General features: G+C 64.5%; 16 protein-coding genes and 1 tRNA gene. 5 read left to right on the top strand and 12 right to left on the bottom strand.

Annotated elements, in window-relative coordinates:
• Positions 1-121: 121 nt before the first annotated feature.
• The 3 genes from QA639_RS18560 to QA639_RS18550 all read left to right on the top strand — a co-directional run bounded on the left by QA639_RS18560 (position 122) and on the right by QA639_RS18550 (position 5,052).
• Positions 122-1,291: an efflux RND transporter periplasmic adaptor subunit gene (locus QA639_RS18560; RefSeq protein ID WP_157344810.1), complete on the top strand. Its 1,170-nt coding sequence runs from the start codon at positions 122-124 to the stop codon at positions 1,289-1,291.
• Positions 1,288-4,440 (top strand): efflux RND transporter permease subunit, encoded by a 3,153-nt coding sequence (locus QA639_RS18555; RefSeq protein ID WP_157344813.1) that lies wholly within the window; start codon positions 1,288-1,290, stop codon positions 4,438-4,440. Before QA639_RS18560 ends, QA639_RS18555 begins: the two co-directional genes overlap by 4 nt.
• A 105-nt stretch (positions 4,441-4,545) precedes the next feature.
• Positions 4,546-5,052 (top strand): invasion associated locus B family protein, encoded by a 507-nt coding sequence (locus QA639_RS18550; protein ID WP_050386386.1) that lies wholly within the window; start codon positions 4,546-4,548, stop codon positions 5,050-5,052.
• 22 nt (positions 5,053-5,074) lie between these two features.
• Here QA639_RS18550 and QA639_RS18545 read toward each other — a convergent pair whose 3' ends face one another.
• From QA639_RS18545 to QA639_RS18530, 4 genes are all read right to left on the bottom strand, one after another.
• A complete protein-coding gene (locus QA639_RS18545) occupies positions 5,075-5,482 on the bottom strand; it encodes a GNAT family N-acetyltransferase (RefSeq protein ID WP_018271115.1) in 408 nt (135 codons plus the stop codon).
• A 184-nt stretch (positions 5,483-5,666) separates the two neighbouring features.
• Positions 5,667-5,740 (bottom strand) — tRNA-Gln (locus tag QA639_RS18540).
• 215 nt (positions 5,741-5,955) lie between these two features.
• Positions 5,956-6,150: a hypothetical protein gene (locus QA639_RS18535; protein WP_157344840.1), complete on the bottom strand. Its 195-nt coding sequence runs from the start codon at positions 6,148-6,150 to the stop codon at positions 5,956-5,958.
• A 195-nt stretch (positions 6,151-6,345) separates the two neighbouring features.
• The gene (locus tag QA639_RS18530; RefSeq protein ID WP_157344842.1) at positions 6,346-8,841 is read right to left on the bottom strand and encodes a penicillin-binding protein 1A; all 2,496 of its coding nucleotides are present in this window, start codon (positions 8,839-8,841) and stop codon (positions 6,346-6,348) included.
• Between the two features lie 556 nt (positions 8,842-9,397).
• On the opposite strand from QA639_RS18530, the gene QA639_RS18525 reads away from it, so the two are divergent.
• Entirely contained in the window at positions 9,398-9,733 is a 336-nt protein-coding gene (locus QA639_RS18525) for a hypothetical protein (RefSeq protein ID WP_244978581.1), read from the top strand.
• 118 nt (positions 9,734-9,851) lie between these two features.
• On the opposite strand, the gene ggt is transcribed toward QA639_RS18525, so the two are convergent.
• From ggt to QA639_RS18485, 8 genes are all read right to left on the bottom strand, one after another.
• A complete protein-coding gene (ggt, locus tag QA639_RS18520) occupies positions 9,852-11,588 on the bottom strand; it encodes a gamma-glutamyltransferase (protein WP_283090409.1) in 1,737 nt (578 codons plus the stop codon).
• A gap of 84 nt (positions 11,589-11,672) precedes the next feature.
• Positions 11,673-13,172, bottom strand: coding sequence for an amino acid permease (locus QA639_RS18515; RefSeq protein ID WP_198400185.1), 1,500 nt, complete (start codon positions 13,170-13,172; stop codon positions 11,673-11,675).
• Between the two features lie 146 nt (positions 13,173-13,318).
• Complete coding sequence (locus QA639_RS18510; protein ID WP_157344846.1) at positions 13,319-13,627, bottom strand: BA14K family protein; 309 nt, start codon at positions 13,625-13,627, stop codon at positions 13,319-13,321.
• A 136-nt stretch (positions 13,628-13,763) separates the two neighbouring features.
• Positions 13,764-14,261 (bottom strand): c-type cytochrome, encoded by a 498-nt coding sequence (locus QA639_RS18505; protein ID WP_244978592.1) that lies wholly within the window; start codon positions 14,259-14,261, stop codon positions 13,764-13,766.
• Positions 14,262-14,295: 34 nt separating this feature from the next.
• Complete coding sequence (gene soxC / locus QA639_RS18500) at positions 14,296-15,573, bottom strand: sulfite dehydrogenase (protein ID WP_028334303.1); 1,278 nt, start codon at positions 15,571-15,573, stop codon at positions 14,296-14,298.
• Between the two features lie 215 nt (positions 15,574-15,788).
• Positions 15,789-16,259: a DUF1801 domain-containing protein gene (locus QA639_RS18495; protein ID WP_157344850.1), complete on the bottom strand. Its 471-nt coding sequence runs from the start codon at positions 16,257-16,259 to the stop codon at positions 15,789-15,791.
• A 158-nt stretch (positions 16,260-16,417) separates the two neighbouring features.
• On the bottom strand, positions 16,418-17,374 hold the full coding sequence (locus QA639_RS18490; RefSeq protein ID WP_157344852.1) for a catechol 2,3-dioxygenase: 957 nt from the start codon (positions 17,372-17,374) through the stop codon (positions 16,418-16,420).
• A 173-nt stretch (positions 17,375-17,547) separates the two neighbouring features.
• Positions 17,548-19,440, bottom strand: a complete 1,893-nt coding sequence (locus tag QA639_RS18485; RefSeq protein ID WP_346283735.1) for a putative bifunctional diguanylate cyclase/phosphodiesterase — start codon at positions 19,438-19,440, stop codon at positions 17,548-17,550.
• Between the two features lie 398 nt (positions 19,441-19,838).
• Between QA639_RS18485 and QA639_RS18480 the strand changes: the two genes are divergently transcribed.
• Positions 19,839-21,587, top strand: coding sequence for an ATP-binding protein (locus QA639_RS18480; protein WP_028334300.1), 1,749 nt, complete (start codon positions 19,839-19,841; stop codon positions 21,585-21,587).
• Positions 21,588-21,676 lie beyond the last annotated feature (89 nt).

Here is a 21,676-nt window from a genome sequence, read left to right as displayed (position 1 = left end):
CAAATGTTTAGGATTCTCAAGCCTTGGTGTGTTTACACATTAAGTGCACGCATATTATATCCGCAAGCTCTGTGAACCGTTTCGATCACCCTTTATTGTTACGTCGAACCCAAGAGTCCGCATGTCAAAGTCACGCACCATCGGTTGGGTTTTGGTGATCGCTGCGGTCGGCGCCGCCGGTTATTTCGGCTGGCAGAAACACACGAGCAACCAGCAGGCGATCGAAGCCGCGCAGAAGCGCTCAGCCCAACGCCCGGCCGTTCCGGTCAAGATCTCACCGGTCGAGAAAGCCGACTTCCCGGTCTATCTCACCGGCCTCGGCACCGTGCAGGCGTTCAACACGGTCCAGGTCCGCACCCGGGTCGACGGCCAGATCACCAGGATCGCATTCAAGGAAGGCCAGTTCGTCAAGGCCGGGGACACGCTGGTCGAGATCGACCCGCGGCCCTATCAGGCGACGCTCGACCAGGCCAAGGCCAAGAAGGCGCAGGACGAAGCCAATCTCGCCAACGCCAATCTCGACCTGCAGCGTTACACCAAGCTCGGCGAGTTCGCGACGCGCCAGCAGCTCGACACCCAGCGCTCCACGGTGGCGCAGCTGACCGCCCAGATCTCGGCTGACGAGGCCGCCATCTTCAACGCCCAGACCCAGGTGGACTACACCACCGTCAAATCCCCGATCGACGGCATTGTCGGCCTCCGACTGGTCGACATCGGCAACATCGTCAACGCCTCGGCCCAGACCGGCATTGTCACGATCACCCAGATCGAACCGATCACTGTGATCTTCACCGCGCCGGAAGACCAGCTACCCGATATCAAGGCGGCGCTGGCCGTGGCGCCGCCCAAGACCATTGCCCTGACCACCGACGGCAAGCGGGTGCTATCCACGGGAACCCTGGCGCTGATCAACAATCAGGTCGACACCACCAGCGGGACTGTCCGGCTGAAGGCGGTGTTTGATAACAAGGACCACGCGCTGTGGCCGGGCCAGTCGGTCTCGACCCGCCTTCTGGTCAGAACCTTGAAGGATGCCACCGTCGTCCCCGATGACGCGGTGCAGCATGGCACCGATGGCCTCTACGCGTATTCAGTCAATCAGGAGAACAAGGCCGAGCTTCGCAAGATCAAGGTCAGCCAGTCGATCGACGGCAAGTCGGTGATCGACGAGGGCCTGTCGCCCGGACAGCAGGTGATCACCGCGGGCCAGTACAAGGTCTCGCCGGGAACCCAGGTGACAACGGCGGTGGCGAGCTCGGATCCGTCCCAGTCGAAGGTTGCGCAGGAATGAGCGTCGGCGCCGGAATTTCCGCACCATTCATTCGTTTCCCCATCGGCACCTCGCTGCTGATGGCGGGCATCCTGTTCGTCGGTCTCGTCGCCTATCCCCTGCTGCCGGTCGCGCCGCTGCCGCAGGTCGACTTCCCCACCATCCAGATCACCGCGACCTTGCCCGGCGCCAGCCCGGAAACGATGGCGACCTCGGTCGCCCAGCCGCTGGAACGCCAGTTCGCGCAAATCCCCGGCATCGCGCAGATGACCTCGACGAGCTATCTCGGCACGGCGGCGGTCACCATCCAGTTCGACCTCAACCGCAGCATCGACGGCGCCGCCAATGACGTGCAGGCCGCCATCAACGCGGCAAGCGGCCAGCTGCCGAAAACCCTTCCCTCGCCGCCGACCTACCGCAAGGTCAACCCGGCGGACTCGCCGATCATGCTGCTGTCGGCGACATCGGACACGCTGCCGCTGACGACGGTCAGCGATGCCGTCGACGCCCAGCTGGCGCAGCAGATCAGCCAGATCTCGGGCGTTGCGCAGGTCATCATCGGCGGCCAGCAGAAGCCGTCGGTTCGCGTCCAGATCGACCCGGCCAAGCTCGTCGCCAAGGGCCTGTCGCTGGAGGACGTCCGCGCCGCGATCAACATCGCCACTGTCGACAGCCCGAAGGGCAATATCGACGGCGCCACCCGCGCCTATACCATCTACGCCAACGACCAGCTGCTGACGGCGAGCCCGTGGAACGACGTCATCATCGCCTACCGCAATGGCGGGCCGCTGCGGATCCGTGACATCGGCCAGGCCGTCACCGGGCCCGAGGACGCCAAGCAGGCCGCCTGGGCCAACGGCAAGCGCGGCGTATTCCTCGTCATCTTCAAGCAGCCCGGCGCCAACGTCATCGACACCGTCGACAAGATCAAGGCGACGCTGCCCCGGCTGGTCGCCGCGATCCCGCCGGCGATCAAGATCGACGTCATCAGCGACCGCACCACTACGATCCGCGCCGCGGTCGAGGACGTCCAGTTCACCCTGCTGTTGACCATCTTCCTGGTCGTGATGGTGATCTTCGTCTTCCTGCGCAGTTTCTGGGCGACCGTGATCCCGACAGTCACGGTGCCGTTGGCGCTGCTCGGCGCCTGCGCGCTGATGTGGGTGTTCGGCTACACGCTCGACAATCTGTCGCTGATGGCGCTGACCATCGCGGTCGGCTTCGTGGTCGACGACGCCATCGTGATGCTGGAGAACATCAGCCGCTACATCGAAGAGGGCGAGAAGCCGATGGCTGCCGCCTTCAAGGGCTCGCAGGAAATCGGCTTCACCATCGTTTCGATCAGCATCTCGCTGGTCGCGGTGCTGATTCCGCTGCTCCTGATGGGCGGTATCATCGGCCGCCTGTTCCGCGAATTCGCGGTCGTGCTGGCGATGACCATCTTCGTCTCGATGTTCGTGTCGCTGACGCTGACCCCGATGATGGCCTCGCGCTTCCTGCGCGCCCACAATGACGAGAAGCACGGCCGCTTCTACCAGCTCAGCGAGCGCGGCTTCGACGCCATGCTGCGCGGCTATCAGAGCGTGCTCGACCTCGCCTTGCGCTGGAAGTTCACGACGCTGATGATCTTCTTCGGGACGCTGGCGCTGTCGGTCTACCTGTTCGTCATCATCCCGAAGGGCTTCTTCCCGCAGCAGGATGTCGGCCTGATCACCGCGACCTCGGAAGCCAACCAGGACATCTCCTTCGCCGACATGAAGCGGAAGCAGGAGGAACTCGGCAAGATCGTGCAGCAGGATCCCGCGGTGGCGACGGTGGCAATGGCGATCGGCGGCAGCGGCCGCGCCGGCAATAACGGCGCGATGTACATCACGCTGAAGCCGCTGAAGGATCGCGACGCCAACGCGCAGCAGGTCATCGCCCGGCTGCGGCCGAAGCTGGAGAAGGTCGAGGGTGCCCGGCTGTTCATGCAGGCGGCGCAGGACGTCCGCCTCGGCGGCCGCCCGACCCGCACCCAGTTCGAATTCACGCTGCAGGATGCCAACCTCGCCGAATTGAACGAATGGGCGCCGAAAATTCTCGGCAAGATGCAGACGCTGCCGCAGCTGCGCGACGTCGCCACCGACCAGCAGACCAACGGCACCACGCTCGAATTGAAGATCAACCGCGACACCGCCTCGCGCTACGGCATCCAGCCGCAGCTGATCGACGACACGCTCTATGATGCGTTCGGCCAGCGCCAGGTGACGCAGTACTTCACCCAGCTCAACAGCTACCACGTGATCCTCGAGGTATTGCCGGAGCTGCAGGGCGCGATCGACACACTGAACAAGATCTACATCAAGTCACCGCTGACCGGCGAACAGGTGCCGATCTCGACCTTCGCGACCTGGACCAGCGTGCCGGTACGGCCGCTCTCGATCAGCCACCAGGGCCAGTTCCCGGCGATCACGATCTCGTTCAACCTGGCGCAGGGCGTTGCGCTCGGCCAGGCGACGGAAGCGGTGCAGAAGGCGATGGTCGACCTCGGCGCACCGCCGACACTGAGCTCGAGCTTCCAGGGCACCGCGCAGGCGTTCCAGCAATCGCTGTCGACCGTGCCGCTGTTGATCCTCGCGGCGCTCGTGGTCGTCTACCTGATCCTCGGCATCCTCTACGAGAGCTACATCCACCCGATCACGATTCTGTCGACGCTGCCGTCGGCCGGCGTCGGCGCGCTCGCGATCCTGATGGCGGCCGGCTTCGACTTCTCGCTGATCGCGCTGATCGGCATCATCCTTCTGATCGGCATCGTGAAGAAGAACGGCATCATGATGGTCGATTTCGCGATCGCGGCCGAGCGCGACCAGCACATGGAGCCTGTGGCGGCGATCCGCCAGGCCGCCCTGCTCCGCTTCCGCCCGATCATGATGACCACGATGGCCGCCTTGCTCGGCGGCGTGCCGCTGATGTTAGGGACCGGCACCGGCTCGGAAATCCGCCAGCCGCTCGGCTACGCCATGGTCGGCGGCCTGATCGTTAGCCAGGCGCTGACGCTGTTCACGACGCCGGTCGTCTATCTCTATCTCGACAGGCTCTCGAATGCGTTTGCGAACTGGGGCCGCTCGCCGCGCGCCGACCACGACGCTGACGACGGCGAGCATGGATCGGTCAAGGAGGCCGCCGAGTGACTTGACTTTGCCGGCATCCCGGCACATCCGAAAGATGTTCATTTCGGAGCCGGTATCGTGAAGATTGTCGCAAAGTCGCTCTTCGTCCTGTTCACCGTGTTCGGCATGGCCCACTCCGGCCACGCTCAGACGGCCAAGAGCAAGAACGCGCCCGCTCCGGCAGCTGCTCCCGCCGCTCCCCAGAGCGATGCAACAGCCCCCAACAATTCCGGCTGGATCGCACGCTGCACCAGTGCGAGCCGCGACGCTCCGCTCGAATGCGCGATGGAACAGACCGCGGTGCTCACCAAGACCGGCCAGCTCATCGTGCTGGTCAATATCCGCGTTCCCGGCGACACCCGCACTCCGGTTGCGCTGATCCAGCTTCCACTGGGATTGAACCTGCCTGTCGGCGCCAAGCTGCAGGTCGACGACGGCAAGGCCGTCGACGTGCCGATCCAAACTTGCGAGGCGCGCGGCTGCTACATCAATACGCCGATCGCCGCCGATGTCCTGACCCAGCTGAAATCGGGCAAGCAGCTCAAGGTGTCGTTCCAGAATCTCGGCAAGGAAACCATCTCGATCCCGATGCCGCTCGCCGACTTTGCGACGGTCTACGACAAGATCAAGTAACGCCGCGCAGCGTAGCCGTTCGCTATCGCTCCCGCTTGTAGAGGAACGCGTTGTCCGGCTGCGGCATGCCGATGGTCTTGTAGAACCCGATCGAGTCAGGCGCCGACAACAGCAGGCACATCGATTCAGGTCCGGCGAGGCGCCGCGTCTCCGCGATCAGGCGCTTGCCGATGCCATGTCCCTGGTACCCGCGATCGACTGCAAGGTCGGACAGATAGCAGCAATAGGCGAAATCGGTCAGCGCGCGCGACACGCCGACCAGCTTGCCCGCCTTCCGCGCCGTCACGATCAGATTCGCATTGGCGATCATGCGCTCCATCCGGTCGGTATCCGCCAGCGGGCGCCGCTCGCCGAGGCCCGACTGCCGCAGCACCTCGATGAACTCGTCGACGCCGATCGACGCTTCACGGGCATAGAGAATTTCGTCCATCAGTTTAAACCTCTGTCGTAACGAGCCGGACCACACGCGCGAGACCATGGTGGATTACGCCGGGCTAATCCACCCTCGATACCGTGATGTGCGCACTGCGTGACGGCCGCTCCTGCACCGGGAGCTGGCCGCGGCCGGCAATCTCAATGGGATTTCAGAGGAAGGTCGCGCCACCGAGACAGATTGGCTGGGGAACCTGGATTCGAACCAAGACAAACAGAGTCAGAGTCTGTTGTGCTACCGTTACACCATTCCCCAAGATTCGCCCGTGGTATCAACAGCTTAGCTGGATGACTGGACATCTCGGTGCAGCGGGTTCGCCTGCCAAATCAGCGCCCGCGCGAGTGCGACCTTCTACCCGCTTGGTCCCACGCTTGGCAAGCATTGTTGGCGGGGAATGGGCGTAAAATCACCGCCAGTGTGGGACCAGCCATTGGTGGCAGCTTTCCCCCCAGGTCGTGGCTTGAAAGGTTTCACTGAAGGAATTCAAGAACCACGAAAGGATCGGCGGCGAGGAATGCTCCGACGCCGAACCCGACGAAGCCAAGCGCGACCGCGCCGATCCAGCCGTGATGCGCCCAGCCATAGCTCGCACCGATCAACGTTCCGAGCCCGATCATGGAAACCGCCCACACGAGGTGAGCGACGAGCTTGAGTACCTTGATCATTGGCAATCCAAGACGGAACGCACGTCATCAGGAACAGATGATCTCGCCCGCGCAATCCGCGGGCCTCTGCAAATAGGTCGATCTCGCAAGCGGCGTGTTCAACCAGAGCGCCCTGACAAAGCGCCGCACCGCCGTTTGGCACGGCGGCGCAAGAGACCGAACGACCACAGTCAGAGGGGGTCCAGCCGGCCGACCTCAGTACAGCCCGCCTGTCCCTGAGCGCATCACGGCCCGATCGGCGTCCGGCGAAATGCCCTGCTGGGTGCCGTCGATCACGTCGGTGCCGGCGACCATGCCGGGATCATTGAACGGCGGCGCCTGGCCCGGCTTGAAGGCTTCGAGCACCACGCCCCTGTTCTGGCCAGGCGTGGCACGCAGGCCGGTCTTGGCATCGACGAGGACCAGCCGGATGCCGACCGGCTGCTTGAACGGGGTGGCGGGCTTGTCGGCCAGCGCGAGCTTCAGGAAGTCGCGCGCGATCGGTGCCGCGGTATGGCCGGCCTGCGCGTTGCGGCCGAGCGAGCGCGGCTTGTCGTAGCCGACATAGAGACCGACCACGAGGTCGGGCGAGAAGCCGACGAACCAGAGGTCCTTGGCCTCATTCGAGGTGCCGGTCTTGCCGGCGAGCGGCTTGCCGACGTCCTTCAGCGCGGTGCCGGTACCGGCCTGAATCACGCCCTCCATCAGCGAGGTGATCTGGTAGGCGGACATCGCGTCGAGCACCCGCTCGCGGCGGTCGACGAGTTGCGGCTCCGGCTGGTTCTTCCAGCCCTCCGGCGCGTCGCAGCCGCGGCATTCGCGCTGATCGTGCTTGAAGATGGTGTGGCCGTAGCGGTCCTGGATGCGGTCGATCAAGGTCGGCTTCACGCGGACGCCGCCATTGGCGATCATCGAATAGGCCGTGGCCATTCGCATCACCGTGGTCTCGCCGGCGCCGAGTGCATAGGCGAGATAGTTCGGCAACTCGTCATAGACGCCGAAGCGCTTTGCATACTCGCCGATCAGCGGCATGCCGATTTCCTGCGCCAGGCGCACGGTCACGGTGTTGAGCGACAGCCGCAGCGCGTTGCGCAGCGTCACCTGGCCCTGATACTTGCCGGTGGAGAAGTTTTCGGGCCGCCAGATGTTGCCCTGCCCCTGGTCGATCTCGATCGGGGCGTCGATCATCATGGTCGATCCGGTGTAGCCATTGTCGAGCGCCGACGAATAGACGATCGGCTTGAAGGTCGAACCGGGCTGTCGGTAGGCCTGCGTCGCGCGGTTGAACTGGCTCTGGTCGAACGAGAAACCGCCGACCATCGCCAGCACGCGGCCGGTATGCGGATCCATCGCCACCATCGCGCCCGACAATTCGGGGACCTGGCGCAGCCGGTACTGGCCTTCGACGCGCTGGCCGTCCTTGCTGAAGAGCGGGTCGGCGTAGATCACGTCGCCGGGCTGCAGCACCTGCGCCACCGATGTCGGCGTCTTGCCCTTGTACGGGCCGGAGAGCGCCCTCGCCCATCTGACGCCCTCAAGCGTGATGATGCCGGTATCGCGCTGCTTGCTGATGGCGCCGCCGAGCTCGCGGCCCGGCTGGAAGCCGATCCGTGCCGACTGATCGTTGCTCTCCAGCACCACCGCCATCCGCCACGGCGAGATGTCGGAGAGCGACTTGATCTCGGCGAGCGGCACGCCCCAGTCACTGGTCAGGTCGAGCTTTTGGATCGCACCGCGATAGCCCTGCTGCTCGTCATAGTTGACGAGCCCAGCCACCATGGCCTTGCGCGCCATCACCTGGACCTTGGGGTCGAGCGTGGTACGCACCGACAGGCCGCCTTCATAGAGCTTCTTCTCGCCATAGCGCTCGAAGATGTCGCGGCGGACTTCTTCCGAGAAATATTCGCCGGCGAAGGTGTGCGCGCCATTGCTGCGGTTGGTGACGGTCAGCGGCTCCTTGCGCGCCTTGTCGGCGTCGGCGGCGGTGATCCAGCCGTTCTCTTGCAGTCGGTCGATCACGTAGTTGCGCCGCTCGACGGCGCGCGCGCGGTTGCGCACTGGATGCAGGCTGGCCGGCATTTTCGGCAGCGCCGCCAGATAGGCAGCTTCCGCGACCGTCAGTTCATTGACGGACTTGTCGAAATACACCAGCGAGGCCGCCGCGATGCCGTAGGCGCCAAGGCCGAGATAGATTTCGTTGAGATAGAGCTCGAGGATCTTGTCCTTGGAGTAAGCCCGCTCGATCCGCATCGCCAGCAAGGCTTCCTTGATCTTGCGGGTGAACGACACCTCGTTGGTCAAAAGGAAGTTCTTGGCGACCTGCTGGGTGATCGTCGAGGCGCCCTGCGGCCGCCGGTTGGAACCGAAGTTCTGGATGTAGGCGACGCCGGCGCGCGCCATGCCGGTGTAATCGACGCCGCCATGCTCGTAGAAATTCTTGTCCTCGGCGGCGAGGAACGCGTTGATCACGAGCTTCGGCACCGCCTGGATCGGCAGATAGAGCCTGCGCTCCTTGGCGTATTCACCGAGCAGCGAGCCGTCGGCCGCGTGCACGCGGGTCATCACCGGCGGCTCGTAGTTCTGGAGCTGCGAATAGTCAGGCAGGTCCTTGGAGAAATGCCAGAACAGCCCTGCGACCGCGGCCAGACCAGCCAGGAACAGGATGGTGCCTGCGGTGAACAGGAACCCGAAGAACCGCAACAGAAATTTCATCGACCAGATTTCCGTGGCGAATACGTCGCTCGTTCTGAGCGCGCTGCGTGCCACTTAGGCCGCCCGGTATATCGGTCGCTCCATGGACCTGCAATTCAACACCGGAAATTAAAGCAAGCCAGGCGTCAAACTTATGCCATAGAGCCCGGCTCGCGCCCGCAGCCAAATCGGCAGACCTCGCCGACTGGTGGTGCCCGCGGAGGCTGCATCGATCTTCGCTGCAGCGCTGCGCGATTCGCACGCCGCGCCTGATAGCGCTGCGGTCTCGATACGCTTGCGCGGAGAGCACGTTGCGAAAGAAAAGCGCGGGCCGGACGGATCGATTCCCCATGCGGCCGACGATTTGGGTGCTGCGACATCAGAAACCGGTGGACAGCGCCGGCGCGCCAGTCACATTAAGGATTTGTTAACTATAACTACCGCAAGTTGTTGGCATACACCGACTCGCGACGGGCTGATTTTGATGGCACTGCGCGGATTTAGACGGCCTTTTACGGCCGACCCGAATGTCCTTGGATTTCCAAAACCACCCACATCGGCCATGGGCACAGAAGCCTTGGACCTCGTCTATCAGGCGGCGGATTTGTTCCGCAGCATCGAGGACCGGGCCCGCGCCGGCGAAGCGCGCGCCGAGGCCGCCGAACAGGCGCAGCTCGAAATCATCGCCGCCACCGAGCGCAAATTGAGGGATGCGTCGCGGGCGCTCGAGGAAGCTCGACGGCGCATCGAGTCCCAACAGGAACAACTCGATGCGGCAGAATTCCGCGCTCAGGCCGCCGAAGCCGAGGCGCGCGAAGCCAAGCAATCGCTGGCCCTGGTCGAAGACGCGATCCGCCGGCGCCTGCTGCTGACCAGCGGGCAGAACGACGGCAGGTCGACCGCCGTCGCCTGACCGCAGCGCGGATCAATTGGAGCGGTAGCCCGCATGAGCGGAGCGACATGCGGGGGCTCAACAAGACCCAGATATTGCTTCGCTCATCCGGGCTAGGGATTGTCGCTGGGCGTCGCCATCAATAACCCGCGGCGAGCCCCGAATTGCGTCGCGGATCGTTCGCGCCATAGAAGCGATTGTTGCCGACCGGCTTGCCGCCCAGCGACGGCGCGCCGATGATGATCACCGCGAGGTGGTTGGCCGGATGCGGCGGGCCGAATTTGTGGCCCATGCCCTCCAGAATCTTCCGCGTGTCCGGCGACAGCGTGTAGTCCTCGAGGTTGGTCGCCTCGGGAAGCCACTGCTGGTGGAAGCGCGGCATGTCCACGGCCTCCTGCGCGTTCATGCCGTAGTCGATCGCGTTGATCATCGTCAGCAGCACGGCGGTGATGATGCGGCTGCCGCCCGGGGTGCCCATCACGATGACCGGCTTGCCGTCCTTGGAGACGATGGTCGGGCTCATCGAGGACAGCGGACGCTTGCCGGGGACGATCGCGTTGGCCTCCCCCTGCACCAGCCCATACAGGTTCGGCACGCCGACCTTGGCGGTGAAGTCGTCCATCTCGTCGTTGAGCAGCACGCCGGTCTTGGCCGCCGTCACCTTGGCACCGAACCAGTCGTTCAGCGTGTAGGTGACCGACACCGCATTGCCGTCCTTGTCGGCAATCGAATAGTGCGTGGTGTTGCTGCCCTCATGCGGCGGAACGCCGGGCTTGATGTCCCTGGACATACCGGCCTTGGCCGGGTCGATCGCGGCACGGATCTTCGCGGCGTAGGTCTTGTCGAGCAGGCGCTCGAGCGGATTCTTCACGAAATCCGGATCGCCGAGATAGCTGTTGCGATCGACGTAAGCGTGGCGCATCGCCTCGATCTGGTAGTGCACCGCCTGCGCCGAATGGTAGCCGAGCTCCTTCAGCGGATAGCCCTCGAGGATGTTGAGCATCTCGCAGATCACCACACCGCCCGAACTAGGCGGCGGCGCCGAGACCACGTGGTAACCGCGATAGTCGCATTCGACCGGGGCCAGCTCGCGAACCCTGTAGTTGTCCAGATCCACCTGCGTCAGCAGGCCCTTGCCGCCCTGGCTCGCGGCGACGATCGCCGCACCGACCCAGCCCTTGTAGAAGCCATCCGTGCCGCGCTTGCTGATCTCGCGCAGCGTCTCGGCGAGTTCATGTTGCACCAGCCGCTCGCCGACCTGGAACGGTTTTCCATTGTTGAGAAAGATCGCGGCCGAGGGCGGATCGTCCTGAAAGTCCTTGGTCGAGGTCTGCAGCATGCTGACGTCGCCCTGGTCGAGCACGAAACCATCCTCCGCCAGTTGCAGCGCCGGCGCGATGACGTCAGCGCGCTTCATCGTGCCGTATTTCTCGCGCGCATATTCCATCCCGGCCACCGATCCCGGTACGCCGACAGCGAGATGCCCCTTGGTCGACAGCCCCGGGATGACGTTGCCTTCCTTGTCGAGATACATGTCGGCAGTGGCGCCCTTCGGCGCGGTCTCCCGGAAATCCAGGAAGGTCTTGCGGCCGTCGGCGAACTGGATGGTCATGAACCCGCCGCCACCGAGATTGCCGGCGGCGGGATAGGCCACCGCGAGCGCGTACCCTACGGCGACCGCCGCATCGACCGCATTGCCGCCCCGCTTCAATACCTCGACGCCGACCTGGGTCGCGAGATGCTGCGCGGAAACCACCATGCCGTTCTCGGCGGCGGCCGGCGCGACCGAGGCTGCGCGACCGGGAACAGCCGACACGATGCCGATCGAGACGAGCGCGGCGACCATCCATCGCGCGCGGGCCATTGGATTTTGCATGGAAGTCTCCCCGGAGAATACCGGCTTGTCGCGGCTTGCGGTGCTATCTCAACGCGTACATCTAGCAGGCCGCACGCGCGCGCACTATAGGCCCGCGCGGTCCCCGCCACTTGCCCGCAGCCGGCTGTGCCGTCTGCCGTAGGTCGCATAGATCACAAGCCCGATCGCCAGCCATACCGCGAGCCTGATCCAGGTGTCGAGCGGCAGGCCGAACATCAGGAACAGCGAGGTTGCAGCGGCAGCCGGGGCCACCAGCCAGATCGCCGGCGCCTTGAACGGACGCGGCAATTCCGGATCGCGCACGCGCAGCACCAGCGTGCCGATCGAGACCACCGTGAATGCGAACAGCGTGCCGATCGAGACCAGTTCGCCGACCAGCCCGATCGGCAACAGCCCGCCGAGAAGAGCGGCCACGGTGCCGGCGAAGATGGTCGAGACATAGGGGGTCTGAAAGCGCGGATGGATCTTAGCGGCAAAGCCCGGCAGCAATCCGTCATGCGCCATGGCGCGAAAGATCCGCGGTTGCGCCAGCAGCATGATGAGGATCACCGATGTCAATCCGAACAGAATGCCGAGCTTGATGAACGGACCGAGCCAGCCGATGCCGATCGCATCGATGCCGACGGCGATCGGATCGGGCACGCTGAGCCGGTCATAGGGCACGATGCCGGTCAGCACGAATCCGACCGCGACATAGAGCGCGGCGCAGATCACGAGCGAACCGAGAATGCCGATCGGCATGTCGCGCTCCGGCGTCTTCGCTTCCTGCGCCGCGGTCGAGATCGCGTCGAAGCCGATATAGGCGAAGAACACCACCGCCGCACCGCGGACCACGCCGGACCAGCCGAACACGCCTGGACCGGCATTCGGCGGGATCAGCGCGCCCTCCGGGTTGCTCGCCGTCACCCAGTTCGCCAGCGTCACCGAGGAAGCCGCGGTGGCGAGAAACAGCGCGATCACGACGAGCTTGACCACGACGACGAAGCTGGTAAGGCGCGCGGACTCGCGAATGCCGACCACCAGCAACGTGGTCACGAACGCGATGACCGCCATCGCCGGGATGTTGATGACCGCACCGGTCGACGACCATGCGCCGGTGTTGACGTCGTAGGCGAGCGGCGCCGAGGTGAATTGCGGCGGCAGGTTGATGCCGAAATCGCGCATCAGACTGACGAAATAGCCGGACCACCCGACCGAGACCGCGATCGCGCCGACCGCGTATTCGAGGATCAGGTCCCAGCCGATGATCCAGGCGATCAGTTCGCCGAGCGTGGCATAGGCATAGGTGTAGGCGCTGCCGCAGATCGGCACCGTCGACGACATCTCGGCGTAGCACAGGCCGGCGAAGGCGCAGGCCACCGCACCAAGCATGAAGGAGAGCGTGACCGCGGGACCGGCATTGGCAGCGGCCGCATGGCCCGTCAGCACAAAGATGCCGGCGCCGATGATGCCGCCGATGCCGAGCGTGACCAGTTGCAACGCCGACAGCGAGCGCCGGAAGATCGGCGTCTCCGCGTCGCCATCGGCCCGCGCCGCCTCCCGCAACAGGTCCGAGGTCGACTTTCGGTCCCAGAAACCGGCCAGAGCGTCTGTCACGCCGGGTGTCCTCCGCCGCTCGGGTCCGGCGGGACCCGACACGATCGGCGGACTATAACGCGCCTAACGTCCAGTCGTTCGAGCGCCGGGCGAATGCCGGCGCCCTTATCCACCGTCAAGCGTGGTGCGGCGCCCTATCGGCAGGGATGGCGGCGGCCATCACGGCCAAGGAAGGTGCCGGACGCTGGATCGAATGAATGGTAACGCGCGCAAGAGGAAGATGGCTCCGCCGCAGGCATGGCGCCGTAGGCGTTCGCCGGATTGCCGCCGCGCTGCGCGGCCGCCTGGGCCTCACCCCATGGCGTCAGGGCGCCGCCGTTGATCGCGCTGCGTCCGGGATTTTGCGCGTCGAAATATGCCGGCTCCGACATCTGGGCCGCGACCGGCGCGAACGTCATTCCCACGAGCAGCATGGCGGCTGCGACTGCCCATGACCTGGTCATGCGGCCTCTCCTATCGATCAATTAACGTGTGCCGGATGACGGCCGAGCCGTCCCAAACGGAGATAGGGACGGCAATCCTCCGGGCACAGGGGCCATGACGTCACGATGCTGCGAGCCACCCGGCCGTGCCTGCCGCTCAGTGGTTGTGCACGTCGGGCCGCGGGTCGGAGACGAAGCCGTCGCGGTTCGGCATCTTGATGGCGGCAAGCGACTTGGCGTCGAGCACCGCATTGGCCGGCACGATGCCGTTCAGACTGAGGATGTAGGCGGACACCGCGTAGACGTCCTCATTGCTCAGGGACTGCGGCGCGTTCTGAGGCATCGCGCGGCGGATGTAGTCGAACAGCGTCGGGGCATAGGGCCAATAGCTGCCGACGGTGCGGATCGGTTTCGGGCTCGCCAGCGTGCCCTGTCCGCCGACCAGGCGGTCGCCGATGCCGCCCTGCCCGCTGTCGCCGTGGCACGCCGCGCATTGCTCGCTGAACACCGTGCGGCCGCGCTCGACGCTGCCGTTGCCCGGCGGCAGGTTGGAGCCGTCACGGCCGATATCGATGTTCCAGCCGGCGATCTCGGCAGGCGTCGCCTCACGCCCGATGCCAAAGCGATCCTCGGCATGCCCGGCAGTGGCGAGCATCGCGACCGCACTCACAAGGAACGCCGCCTTGAGCTTACGCCTGGCCATTGGTCACCTCACCATTCGCATCGATGCGCCAGGGCCAGATCGCGTTGTTGTGGTAGAACGAGTTGAGACCGCGCACCTTGACCAATTCCGCCAGCGTCGGCTGCACGTATCCGGTCTCGTCGATGGCGCGGCTCTGGATCACGGCGGGTTTGCCGTCCCAATGCCAGGGCAAGCGGAAGCGCGTGAGCGCGCGCGTCAACACCGGCTCCTGCAATTCGGCCTGCTGCCAGCTCTTGCCCTCGTCGAGCGAGACCTCGACGCTCTTGATCTTGCCGTGACCGCTCCAGGCGATCCCGGTAATCTCGTGAAAACCCTGCGTCGTCAGCTTCTGCCCGCCGGACGGCCGTGTGATGATCGACTTGGCTTCCATATAGAAGGTGAATTCGCGCGACGTACCGTCGGGCATCGGGTCGGTGTATTTCGAGGTCTCCTCGCGCGAATAGGCCGGCTCGGCGACGACCTTGAGCCGGCGCAGCCACTTCACGTTCATGTTGCCCTCGAAGCCGGGCAGCAACAGGCGCAGCGGATAGCCCTGCTGCGGGCGCAGCCGCTCGCCATTCTGGCTGTAGACCAGCATGGCATCGTCGAGGCATTTCTCGATCGGGATCGAGCGCGTCAACGCAGCCGCGTCGGCGCCTTCGGCCACGATCCATTTGGCACCCGCCTGCAGGCCCGCTTCGTCCAGCACCGTCTTCAGCGGCACGCCGGTCCATTCCGCACAGCTCAGGAGGCCGACGAGGTCGGAGGCCGTCTTGCCGTAGGGCTTGGTGTAGACCGGATTGCCGGAGCACTCGAGGAAGTGGATGCGCGACTGCGACGGAAAGCGGCGGATGTCCTCCATCGTGAACACCAGCGGGCGATCGACCATGCCATGCAGCACCAGCCGGTGCTCGGCCGGGTCGATGGTTGGCACGCCGCCATGGTGGCGTTCGTAGAACAAACCGTTCGGCGTGATGATGCCGTCGAGCTCCTGCAACGGCGTGCGGCCCGAAGCGGAGATGTATTGCGGTAGCGTCTTCGAGATGTTCTTGACGACAGCCTTCTCGTGAACCGATGGCGTGCCATAGGGCTGGCTTCCCATCGGGTCGCCGGGCGCTTTCATCCATTCCGGCACATTCGGTGGAAGATTATTTCCCTGCTCGGCAAGCGCGGTAGAACCGGCAACTCCCGATATCGCGGAGCCTCCGGCCAGTGCTGCACCGGCCTGAAGGAATCGCCTGCGAGACGCCTCTCTCACGCGCTTGTCCGTCGTGTGTTCGCTCATCGACGTTTTCCTCTGACGTTACCAGAGCATGATCCGGAAAAGTGCGAAACGGTCTTCCGAAAAGATCATGCCAGGACAACAATCCAAAGCGCGATGACAATTCATCGGGCTTTGGTGCAGCCTAACATCAAAGGGCTGAGGGGAGGCAATGCTCCGGCGCGCATAGCCGCATCGACGGCGCGTGATGGCCGTTGTTCGACAGTCTTTGCTTGCGTTCACATCCGTACGCCGGGCAATTGACTGGCTTGCTTCACCCACGCGGTGAACTGGGCTTCGTCGAGCTCGTCGTTCTCGTGAATGTCGAGATAGCGCGTGTGCTGCTGCTTTGACTCGCCCGGCGGCACCGGAAGCAGCGACGCACCGCGAAAGAACGCCACCTTGACGTAGCGCGTGAAGACATGGATGCCGAGGAACCAGCCGTCCCCTTCCATGCCGTAGAGCGGCGAGTTCCACTTCACCGCCTTGTGCACGCCGGGGACGGCACGCACGATGAGCGCGTCAAGCTTGCGTCCGACGTCGCGCTTCCACCCCGGCATCGCGGCGATATAGACTTGCACCGGAGCGTCACCATATCCCTTGGCGATCTGCGGATTGCCGCCCGCGAGCAGACGCGGCTTTGCAGAGCCACGCTTCGCGGCGCTCTCTTTCGCACCCTTCGCCGACGTCTTTCGCGTCTTGCCAGCCATAGTGCCCGCTCTCACCGGTTCACGTCTCGCGCGGCGCAGCGCCCGCCGTCGCGAAACCGGATCATATCGGTTGCGCGTCGGTGTTGTCGTCAGCGAGCGCGCGTGTTCGCGGCGGCGTATCGACGCGCTCGGGTGGCCTTCGTGTGGCGGTCTGGCATCTAGTCGATCAGCGGCGGGGTGCCGTGGGTGTGGAACGACTCGATCGTCTTCAATCCCCACGCCTGTCCCTTCTTGCGCTCCTCCTCGGTCCACACGATCGGCTTCCAGTCCGGCGCGAGGATCAGGCGTGCGCCGGCGTTGGCGACCTCGACGCGGTTGCCGCCGGGTTCATAGACATAGAGGAAGAAGGTCTGCTGGATCGCGTGCTTGTGCGGCCCGGTCTCGATATGCACCCCGTGCTCGAGAAAAATATCCGCGGCTCGCAGGATCTCCTCGCGGCTGTCGAGCGCGTAGGTGACATGGTGAAACCGGCCGGGCTTGCCGTAATGGTCGCGCGTATAGGCGAAGTCGTAACTCTTGTTCGACATCGTCATCCACATCGCGGCTTCCGTGCCGTCGTTGAGCACGATCTGCTCGGTGGTGCGACAGCCGAGGTAGTTTTCGAAGAACAGACGGTTGGCCTTGATGTCAACCGCGAGGCAATTGAGATGGTCGAGCCGGCGGACATTGACGCCGCGCGCCGGAAAGCGCTGCGCCTGGTTCTTCAGCGCGGGCTTCAGCTCGGACGGCGCCTCGTACCACTCGGTCTCGTAATAGAGCTCGATGACATGGCCGTCCGGGTCGCGGCAACGGAATGCCGGCCCCTGCCCCATGTCACCGTCGATCCAGCCGATATCGAAGCCCGAGCCCATCAGCGCGGCGACGCGGCGTTCGAGCGCCTGCGGGCTGCGCGCCCGCAGCGCCATGTGCTCCATCCCTGAAGTCTTCGACGCCGTCAGCTTCAGCGAATAGCGCTCGTAATCGTCCCAGCCGCGCAGATAGACCGACTCGCCCTTGCGGCCGCTGACGGTCATGCCCATGACGTCGACGAAGAATTTCAGGCTCTCGTCCGGCTTCGGCGTCAAAAGCTCCATGTGCCCGAGATGCGCGAGATCGAAGATCGGTTCCGGCTGCATGGACGGTCTCCCTCCGCGACGCGCCGGATCGACGACTTGCGGCTGGACAGGTGAGCGGCGCGTTGATTTGTACTAGTGTACAAATGATTAGGTCCCGTCAACAAATTACTGGCGACGGCAATTGCGCTCGCACGGCATTCCGTGGACGGAATCACCTCGTGAAAGCGGTCGAGTCAGGAGACCGAGACGGCCTTCTCGCGATCCGACGACAGGAGCTTGCGGATTTCAGCCGATGACACCGGCCGGCTGAACAGATAGCCCTGCATCTCGGTGCAGCCGAGGATGCGCAGCAGGTTGCGCTGCTGCTCGGTCTCGACGCCCTCCGCGGTCGTGGTCATGTCGCTGGCAGCGGCGATGTTGACGACGGCCTGGACGATCGTGGACGACGCACCGGTCCCGGCGAGATCCTTGATGAAGGCGCGATCGATCTTGATCTTGTCGAAGGGGAAGCGCTGCAGATAGCTCAGCGAGGAATAGCCGGTGCCGAAATCGTCGAGCGCGATACGTACGCCCAGTTCGCGCAGCTGATGCAGGATATCGAGCGCAGCCTCGTCGTCGCGGATCAGCACCGCCTCGGTGATCTCGAGCTCGAGCCGCGAAGGTGCAAGCCCTGTCGCGGCGAGCGCGGCGGCGACGTTGAGCGCCAGCGTCTGGCTCTTGAACTGGATCGGAGATACGTTGACCGCGACATGAACATGCTCCGGCCAGTTCATCGCCTCGCGGCACGCGGTATTGAGCACCCAGTGACCGAGATCGTTGATCAGGCCGGTGTCCTCGGCGATCGGGATGAAATCCGCCGGCGAGATGGTGCCGCGTTCGGGATGACGCCAGCGCACCAGCGCCTCGCAGCAACTGACCTGGCCCTCCTCGAGATGGAGCAGCGGCTGATAGTGCAGCTCGAAGCTGCCGTCGGCGATCGCCTGGCGCAGTTCGAGCTCGAGGCTGCGCCGCGCCTTGGCGCGCGCGTCCATGCCGGCCTCGAAGAACCGGTAGGTGCGGCGGCCGTCGCTCTTGGCTCCGTAGAGCGCGAGGTCGGCATTGCGCAGCAAGTGATCGATGTCGAGGCCGTCGGCGGGCGCAACGGCAATGCCGATGCTGGCATCGGTGGTGATCAGATGCCCGCTGCAGTCGATCGGCCGGCGGATCGACTGATAGATCGCAGCGAGGAGCTGCATGGTCTCGGTCTGATCGCGGACGGCGGTCTGGATCACGGCAAACTCGTCGCCGCCGAGCCGCGCTGCGACGTCGGTGTCCCCAACGCAGCCGCGCAGGCGGTCGGCGATCGCCCTGAGCAATTCGTCGCCGATCTGATGGCCGAGCGCGTCGTTGACGGCCTTGAACTCGTCGATGTCGATATACATGACCGCGAGCTGCTGATCCGGCCGGAGCGCCTTCAGCGCCCGCTCCAGGCGTTCGCGGAACAGCACGCGGTTCGGCAGGTCGGTCAGCGCATCATAATGCGCCATGTGGGCGATCTTGTTCTCGGTGCGCGTACGCTCGGTGACATCCTCGATGGTCGCCACCCAGCCGCCTTCCGGCAGCGGCTTGTTGACGATCTCGATCGCGCGCCCGCCCGGCGCCTGCGTCAGCTGACGTGTGGCGCGGCCAAGCTTCACGTTGCCGATGATGGCGTCGCAGAAGTCGTCGACATCGCCGTCGAACGAGCCCGTCTCCTGTCTATGCGCAATCAGCCGGCGCATCGTGCAGCCGGGCTTGGCGACGTCGGGCGAAAGCCCGAACATCTCGATGTAGGGACGGTTGCAGATGATGATGCGCGCCGACGCATCGTAGAGCACGAGGCCCTGCGGAATGTTGTTCACGGCAGTCACGAGATTGTGGCGTTCGGTGGCGAGCCGCTCGTCGGAGATTTCGTGCCGCTTGAGCAACAGGAAGACGATCACGGCCATGATCGCGAATGCCGCCATCAGCAGGCCTTCGCGCTCACTCCATTGCGCGGTCGCACTTCCGAGCAGGCTGCCGACCAACAGGCCGGCACAGAACGCCAGCCCCTTGGTCGAGCCGGCATCGGCATTTCCTGACGATGAATTGCGGTGTTCGATGCGCACGCTGATCTCTCCCAGGGCGCGGCATCGTTACGCAGCACAAATGGAAAGGTCGTTACAACTCGCAGTTAGCAATCGGTTACGCGATACCGGGCGACAACGTATGACAATTCGCCCCCAATGCCCCGTAAACCGACGGAGCCGCCGATGCACTCCGCGGAGATGGTGAATCCAGCCTTAACAGAAAAACCGGGAAACAAACGCGGCTGTGCCGGAAAGCGACGATTTCGCCGCCGATGCGCGCGACAGCGCGTAATCTCGCGGTACGATAGAAACAAATCGTCACCGGGAAGGTGTAGATTTAGCCGATGCGGAACCCCGGCGATTTAACGGTTTTTCCAATCCCGGGCGGGCATATTGGTCCGGACATTTAGATTTTGAGAACGAGCCAGGCTGGAACTGTGACACCCTTCGGACGTGTGATCTCTGTGCGCGGCTCGCAGGCCCGGGTTGGGCTGCTGGCGGGCGGCCAGATGCAACTTTCAGAAATGCGAGCGACCGTCGGCCGGTTCGTCAGTATCCGCTGCGCAAGTTCGGTCATCGTCGCCATGATCACCGAAGTGACGTGCGAGAACCTGCCGGCGTCCGACGAATTCATGGCGACCGCCTCGGTCGACCTGCTGGGCGAGATCCTGGGTGGCGACCGCCCGAAATTCCAGCGCGGCGTCACCCACTATCCGACCATCGGCGACAGCACCGATCTGATCACGAACCAGGAGCTGCGCACGGTCTATGCGCCGAGCGGCTCGGACCAGATCAACGTCGGCACGTTGCAGCAGGATCGTTCTGTCATCGCCTATGTCGACGTCGAGGAGATGCTGTCCAAGCACTTCGCGGTGCTCGGCTCGACCGGCGTCGGCAAGTCGACCGGCGTGTCGCTGCTGCTCAACGAGATCCTGAAGTCGCGGCCCAACCTGCGCATCTTCCTGCTCGACGTGCACAATGAATATGGCCGCTGCTTCGGCGAGCGCGCGCAGGTGCTCAACCCGCGGAACCTGAAGCTACCGTTCTGGCTGTTCAACTTCGAAGAGATCGTGGACGTGCTGTTCGGCGGCCGGCCCGGCGTGCCCGAGGAGCTCGACATCCTCGCCGAAGTGATCCCGATGGCGAAGGGCATCTACACCCAGTACCAGAACTCCGATCGGGTCGGTCTCGGGCTGAAGCGCATCGACCCCAAGCAGGTCGGCTACACCGTCGATACGCCGGTGCCCTATCGCCTCGTCGACCTGATCTCGCTGATCGACGAGCGCATGGGCAAGCTGGAGAACCGCTCCTCGCGCATCATCTATCACAAGCTGATCTCGCGCATCGACGCGGTGCGCAACGATCCGCGCTACGCCTTCATGTTCGACAATGCCAATGTCGGCGGCGATACCATGGCCGAGGTGATCAGCCATCTGTTCCGCCTGCCCGCCAACGGCAAGCCGATGACGATCATGCAACTCGCTGGCTTCCCCGCCGAAGTCGTCGATTCCGTGGTGTCGGTGCTGTGCCGCATGGCGTTCGATTTCGGGCTGTGGAGCGACGGCGTCTCGCCGATGCTGTTCGTCTGCGAGGAAGCGCACCGCTACGCCTCCGCCGACCGCAATATCGGCTTCGGGCCGACCCGCAAGGCGGTGTCGCGCATTGCCAAGGAAGGCCGCAAATACGGCGTCTATCTCGGCCTGATTACCCAGCGTCCAGCCGAGCTCGACGCGACCATCATCTCCCAGTGCAACACGCTGTTCACGATGCGCCTTGCCAACGACCGCGACCAGGCGCTGCTGCGCTCCGCGGTCTCGGACGCCGCCGCCAACCTGCTGTCCTTCGTGCCCTCGCTTGGCACCCGCGAGGTGCTGGCGTTCGGCGAAGGCGTGGCGCTGCCGACCCGGCTGCGCTTCAAGGAGGTGCCGCCCCACCAGCTGCCGCGCGGCGAGGCCACCATCGCCACGGTACCGTCGGTCACCGCCGGCCATGACATGCATTTCGTCAGTGCCGTGCTAGAGCGCTGGCGCGGTGCCACTTCGCATCGCGACAGCCCGAGCGGCGACGCAAACTTCAGCTCTCCGGCGCCGGCGCGCACCATGGCGCCGGCCGAGGCGCCGATGCTGCAGCCCTCGCTCGGCCTCGATCCGGACCGCTTCTCGCTTCTGAAGAAGCCGCTGCGTTAGCCGAATTCCGCCAAGGCGCCGATGCGCCTTGCGCCCAAGGCGTCATCCACTATGGTCTCGCGTGACGCCGCATCCAGGCGGCACGCCGG

Origin of the sequence: Bradyrhizobium pachyrhizi, from assembly GCF_029714545.1 — a bacterium.
GTDB classification, from domain to species: Bacteria; Pseudomonadota; Alphaproteobacteria; order Rhizobiales; family Xanthobacteraceae; genus Bradyrhizobium; species Bradyrhizobium pachyrhizi.
Note: the sequence above shows the minus strand (reverse complement) of the source record. Positions and strands in the feature narration are given on the sequence as shown.